Origin of the sequence: Actinosynnema sp. NPDC023658, from assembly GCF_040639995.1 — a bacterium.
Lineage (GTDB): Bacteria > Actinomycetota > Actinomycetes > Mycobacteriales > Pseudonocardiaceae > Actinosynnema.
Window position 1 is genome coordinate 1 of record NZ_JBFAAX010000337.1, and the last position, 6,296, is coordinate 6,296.

At 67.2% G+C, this 6,296-nt stretch carries 3 protein-coding genes and 1 pseudogene; 3 read left to right on the plus strand and 1 reads right to left on the minus strand.

What is annotated here, in order from left to right; translation table 11 throughout:
• Positions 1–389, plus strand: a pseudogene (locus AB0G02_RS25740) (DNA-binding response regulator); the annotation flags it as partial.
• Positions 390–407: 18 nt separating this feature from the next.
• On the opposite strand, the gene AB0G02_RS25745 reads toward AB0G02_RS25740, so the two are convergent.
• Positions 408–3,212, minus strand: a complete 2,805-nt coding sequence (locus AB0G02_RS25745) for a hypothetical protein (protein ID WP_360798236.1) — start codon at positions 3,210–3,212, stop codon at positions 408–410.
• Here AB0G02_RS25745 and AB0G02_RS25750 point away from each other — a divergent pair.
• Complete coding sequence (locus AB0G02_RS25750; protein WP_360798238.1) at positions 3,190–3,945, plus strand: hypothetical protein; 756 nt, start codon at positions 3,190–3,192, stop codon at positions 3,943–3,945. The genes AB0G02_RS25745 and AB0G02_RS25750 overlap by 23 nt on opposite strands.
• 469 nt (positions 3,946–4,414) lie before the next feature.
• On the plus strand, positions 4,415–6,296 hold a 1,882-nt coding region (locus AB0G02_RS25755; RefSeq protein ID WP_360798240.1), incomplete at its 3' end, for a helix-turn-helix domain-containing protein.

Below are 6,296 nucleotides of genomic sequence, written 5' to 3' on the forward strand. Positions count from 1 at the left end.
CTGTGATCGCGCTGCTGGACGTGGAGTCGGTGGTGCTGGGGGCGCGGGCCGTGCGCTTCGGGGCGAGGGCGGTGCTTCCGCGTGATGTCGCCGCCGACACGCTGCTGCAGACCGTGGAGGCAACCATCAGTGGTCAAGCGGTGATGCCTGCGGCAGTGGCCGCTGCCCTCGCGGCCAGTGCGCGTGCCGACGAACAGCCCATTTTGTCTGCTGACCAGATGTCCTGGCTTCGGCAGCTGGCGGCTGGTTCTACAGTGCCCGCGGTCGCCGCTCGTGCCGGGTACTCGGAAAGGGCTATGTACCGGCTGTTACAGGCGGTCTATCGGCAGATAGGTGTGCGGACCCGCCTCGAGGCAATCATGCGCGCACAGGAATCCGGCTGGCTCTGATCGCCTGTCGTCCGGGCGTCAGAGGACTTTCACGACACGCCGCAGGCGGTCTTCGGCGTTGAGGAGCGACAGCATCAATCGCAACCGGCCGACCAGCGCAGGGGTGGCCTCAGCGGTCAGCTTCCGTGCACGTTGGAACGACACGATCGCCTTGTCGAGGTCCCTCCCTGTACCGAGGTGCAGCCCGCAGATGGCGTACCCCCGGAAGTCCCATGCGGCGAAGTCGTGGTCGTCTTGGTCGGAACGGGCGGTCGCCTCGTCGAGCAGTTGTCGGAACAGCTTGTTCGCCGTGAGGCGATCACCGCGGTGGTGTGCGGCCAAGGCCAGAAGCGCCAATACAACTAGGGATCGGCCCTCACGACGGTAGGGACGAGCCAATTCGATCTCGTTCCAGGCGTGCTCGAAGCGGTCCGTCTTCAGGTAGGTGAAGCAGAGGGTGGTCCTCGCCTGGAGCAAGGTCTCCGGATCGCGCTGTTGCAGGGCATGTTCGACGGCCTTGAGCGCGACCACCTCCGCGAGTTCAAGTTCGTCCTGGTCGACCAACCGGGCGGCCTGTTCATCCAGGCAGGAAGTCTGCAGCCACAGGTCGCCGCGTTCGGCTGCGGCGGACTTCGCGACTTCGACAAGCCGTGCGGCCTCGACCGAGTTCCCGCGCTCTCCGGACCACCGCGCCAGTTTGAGCGTGATGGCGACAGTTCGGGAAGCCGCGAAATCTCGTGCCGAGGCGGTGTCGGGGTAGTCCGGCCGGACGGGCAGCGCGAGCGCTTCCTGTGCCTGTGCCACGGCCTCGGAGTACCGCCCGTGACGTCGGTGGCAGTCCGCGACACCTTCCAGCGCTCCCATCAAGATCACCAGGTCGTCCAGCCGCCGGGCCTCGTCACGGGCGTACTCGAAGTACCCGAGGGCGCGGACGTCGTTCCACTCCGAGTACAGCGCCGCGAGATTCGCCCGGATCTTCAACCTGCTGGTCTCGTCGCGACGGGAATTGGCGATCGCCAAGGCGTGTCCGTAGGCCGCAGCGGCATGGTCGAATCGACCACACGTGGTATAGATGTCGGCGAGTGCGTTGTGGTTGGCCATCTCCAGGTGCTCATCGGCCAACCTGCCCCGGACCGCTTCGCGCTGTTCGAGCAGCAGGTGACCGGAGTTCCATTCACGCAACACGTCGTGGATCAGTTCGATCATGTTATAGGCGGAGCCGTACTCGTGGGCGCGCAGAAGAGCGGTGAGCTCGGCGAAGTGCACTCGGAGGTCGTCCACCCCTTGCGGGTCGTTGTTCTGAAAGGAAGTCAGTTGTTCTGCGGCGAAGAAGTAGAGGTCGGAACGTTTCTCCTCGTCAGTGATGTGCTCGATGATCGACCGACCGTCGTCCAAGGGGACGAAGTACTGATCGGAAGCGGCCTGGCGGATGATGCGCCCGGTCACGAGCGTCGACAACGCCTTCCGGACTTCGTCGGGCGGTTCGTCGGCGAGGAGCCCGGTGACTGCGGTCGCCGGAACCGGTATGCCGAACGCGGCGAGAGCTCGAAGTACGCGTTGCTCAATTTCTCCCAGCCTTTCCAAGAGGAGACCGATGAGATGGTCGGGAACGGTTTTGCGGGGTTGGGACCGCAGGCTGTCGGCGAGAGACCACAGGTTCACCCCGGGTTTCGCGACCGTCACGATGGCATGGGCGAGTTCACCGAGCCTGGGATTGCCCTGCATCTGGTCGTACAGCGAACGACGTGCCTCTTCGGGTAAGCCGGCGGGATCCCACCGGCTGTCGGCGTCGAGCATGCCGAGGTGGTCGAAGAAGTCCTTGAAGGGCAGTTTGTCCAGGAAGATCGGGGATTCAGCCGTCGGCCACGTGCCGTCAGCCGCCGACGCCGGTTCGTGCTGGGTCGCCAGCAGCACCGTGACCCGGTGCCCCTGCCTGGTCGCGAGCATTTCCAGGGCTTCGTCCAGGTCCGGATCGAGGAGCTTCCTGGTCTCCGGGTCCAAGAGATGCTCGGCGGAGTCGACGGCGATCACGACGGGAGACTCCCCGAGTCGCCGCAGCGTCGATTCCAAGCGCACAAGCGAAGAACGGCCATAGCGGAGCGGAGTAATGGCGTCCGGCTCCCCGTCGAGGTAGTCGATCAGCGTCCTGGTGTCCAGCCGCACGGCGGCGCTTGTCTCGTGTCTGCGCACCAGCACGGACGACCTCACCGCCTGCTTCACGGCCGACTCGTCCAGAGCGACGTCGAGGAGCTTCGTCTTGCCGATGCCGGGCGCGCCGCGCAGTATGGTCACGCCCCAAGGGCCGTCGGCCATCCGAGTCTGGAGTGCCCGCAGGTCGTCTTTTCGGTCGACCATCGCCCCCGACGGGAGAAGGCTCGGGGAACGATTCGGTGAAGCGACCGGGTCGATATCGACGCGTTCCGCGGACTCAAGCGTCTGCTGGTACGCCTCGGTTGCCGTTGCGGCCAGGTAGAAGCACCACTCCTTCGCCTCTGCCACGAAGCGCTCGTCACCGGGCCGGATCGCGCGCCCGAGGTGCATGAGCGCCGCGCCAACCAGCGATAGCAGGCACTGTTGGCGCCATTCGGCGTTCAGTCCCTTCCTCGTCTTTGGTGCTGAGCGTTCGTGGAACGCGGCACTCACCTTTCGAATGTGCTCGTACCTGGGTGTGAGGTCGTCTGTGTCGGGATCCACGAGCACGCGGGCGAGCTTCTGCCGCGTCGGCAGCGGGAATTCGTCGAGCCTGTCCAGCGTGAGGGTGACCAGGAGGTGCATCGGGTCCCGCGCCAACGGCGCCCGTTCTGCGAATCGGTCGTAGTCGATGAGGACGAACGAGTCGGCCACCGTCGGTTTCGCCCCGCAGGAGGACGTTGCGACCGTTCAGGTCCCCGTGCGCCTTGCCGATGATGAAGTCGTGAACCCGCCGACCCGCCGCGGTGTCTGCTACCAGCGTAAACGGATTGGCGAGCGACGTCGGCCAGTCGGGACGCCGCACGCTGACTTCGCTCCCGTCGACGGCGATGTCACCGTGGAGTGCCCACTGCTCCACCTGCGCTCTACGTCGGTGAAGGATGTCACCGAGCACATCGGCCACCGTGCGTTGCTTCGTGGGGGCGCGATTGTCGTTCCAGTCGCGCACGATGGACCGTACGATCGTGCCGCAACATTGCGGGAACCCGTCGGTGTCGAAGAGTTCGGTCAGCGGGACGAACCTGGCGAGGTCACCTCCCGCGACCTGCATGAAGATCGCTCGCCAGGTGCCGAGGGGCAAGGTACGGCGTTCGACTTTGGCCAGGTGTTTGCGGAATGGCTTGGAAGCGCTCCGGGCCTTCTGGGTGTTCGCGATCCGCTGCTCGCTGTCGGAGTCGAAGAACTTGAGGACGAGTTGATCCGAGTCGTCCGGCATATGGCGCAGCACGCAGGCGACCGGTTCGCCGCTTCGACCGTTGGTGAACCACCTCTTGTGCTCGAGCGTGAAGCCCTCTTCAGCCAGCAAGTCGTCGAACTTGTCCAGGACATCCGGTGGCAGTTCGTCCCAGGCCCCCCGGTCGCTGAGACGCGCCATGCCCCCTCCTGACGGCCGTAGTCGCTGACCCAGGGAATCTAGACGCTGCGGGCGATCGGTGAAATCCGTCCGTGGAGTGGTCGGGACCGCGATGTCCGGTCGCTGGCGGGTCGGCCGTGCCGGATCGCGCTGTACGGGGTTGTACGGGATCGCTCCCTCGGCTCTGACCGGGCTCCCGTCTACCGGATCGTTGGCATCGATCCGCGACGACGAAGGAGCACCACGATGGGTCGATCCGGCATCCACTTCCCGACTTGGCCACTGACGCTCGCGGTGGGCGGGCACCGCATTTCGGGCGCAGGGCTGTTCACCGCCCTGCCGTTCCTGGCGGACCTCGTGACGACTGGGCACGACGTGTCGCTGAACGAGGCTCCTGCGATGGTGTTGTTCCTGGTCAGGGCCCTTGTGGCGGTCCTGAACCGGCTGTGTGGGCCGAGTGCGCCCACCGAACGCGCGACACTCTCCCTTGAGGAGGTGGGAGATGTCCGACCCGGCACGTGTTGCCACCCGTGACGATTTCGGCCATCAGCTCGGCCTGCTCCGCGAGGAGGCGGGGCTGACCGTCCGCGGTCTCGCCGCTGCGATCGGCGTGCCGGCGAGCACGCTGGGCGGTTACTTCACCGGCGTCCACCTCCCGAAACCGGGCAGCAAGGCCTTCCGTGACCTTCTGCGCGTCTGCGGAGTCCAGGACGGTCCGGCCGCAAACACCTGGGTGCTGGCGTTGCGCCGGGCCCGCCGCCCGGATCGCACGATTACCGCGACGACACCACCCGAACAGCCGACACCGTCCGCGTTCGTCGTGTCCACGAGGGCACCGGTGGACCGGCTCACGCGCCAGCCGCTGGTGCGCGGACGAGCCGAGTTGCTCGACAGCCTGGCACCCGTGCTGCGCCAACCTGCCGAAGCCGGCTCCGACGTTCGGGTGCACGTGCTGCACGGGCTTGGCGGCTGCGGCAAGAGCACGGTGGCCTTGGCGTTGGCACGTCAGGCGGAACGGCAGGGCATCCACGTGTGGTGGGTGTCGGCCGGCGATCCGGTCGTGTTCGCCGCCGGCGTGCAGGCGGTCGCCATCGATCTCGGCATCGCCGCGGAGGAGCTCCAGCTGGGTAGCCTGCCGGATCGGGTGTGGGTGCGCCTTGCCACATACGGGCGACCTTGGCTGCTGGTCTTCGATGGAGCCGACGAGCCGTCCCGGCTGGCTCTGCCCGGTGGTGCGGTCCTCGACGGCAACGGTTGGCTCCGACCGGTCGCGTCGGCCTGCGGAGCCGTGGTGGTCACCACCCGCAACAGCGGTCCGCGGCACTGGGCCGGTCCCGATGAGCGCTGGTTCCGGCTGCACGCGGTCGACACCCTGCCTCCCGAGGAGGGGGCGCGGATCTTGCTCGAACTAGCAGGTGAGGTCGCCGGCGATCTCGACGCCGCCAGACGACTGTCTATCAGGCTCGGCGGTCTGCCACTCGCACTGCGCCTCGCCGGCCGTTACCTCGGAGAGGTCACCTCCATGCCCCCGAGCTTCGCCGACCAAGGCGATGCCGCCAGCTTCGACGACTACATCGCCGCGATGGACGAGGGAAAGCACCGGGAACTGCTCGACGGCGGGGCCTCTCCGGACCAACGCAACCGAGATGCGATCGGACGCACCTGGGAACTGTCGCTCGACCTACTGGCCAGGTCCGGGGCACCGGAGGCTCGGCACGTCCTTCGGCTGCTGTCGTGCATGAGGCGGGCGCCGATCCCCATCGACCTGTTGCGTGCCGAGGTCATCGCGACCTCACCGCTGTTCCCCGGGCTCACCGCGCGACGGCTGTGGCACGTCATCAGCGAACTGGTCAACGTCGGACTGGTCGACCGGCAATCTGCCGACGACGAGAGCGGCGGTTCCGTCAGCCTGCACCCGCTGGTCCGCGAGGCGTCGCGGCAGCAGGACGACATGGCCGGCGACACGGCGGCGTACCTGACGTTGCTGACCGCACTGCTGGCACACGCGGTACGGGACCTCGATCCGAAGCACCCCTCCTCCTGGTCGCGGTGGTCGACGTTGGCCGTGCACTGTGCGGCACCCCTCGACCTCGTCGCGGAGAAGGGGCCTGACCACGTCGAGGACGCGACCGCACTGCTGAAGCCGGCCTTGGCCGCCGCGCGCTACTTGCGCGCGGCCGGTCACCCGCACCAGGCGGCGGATGAGTGCGGCGTGGCCCTCGCCGCCACCAAGCGGCTGTTGCCGCGCGACCACCCGGTCGTGCTCGCCCTGCGGCACGAGCAGTGCCGGAGCTGGTACGAGGCCGGCCGCTACGATCAGGCCAAGCGCGAGTTCCACGACGTCCTCGCACGCCGCCGCAAGGTGTTGGGCGCAGATCACCCCG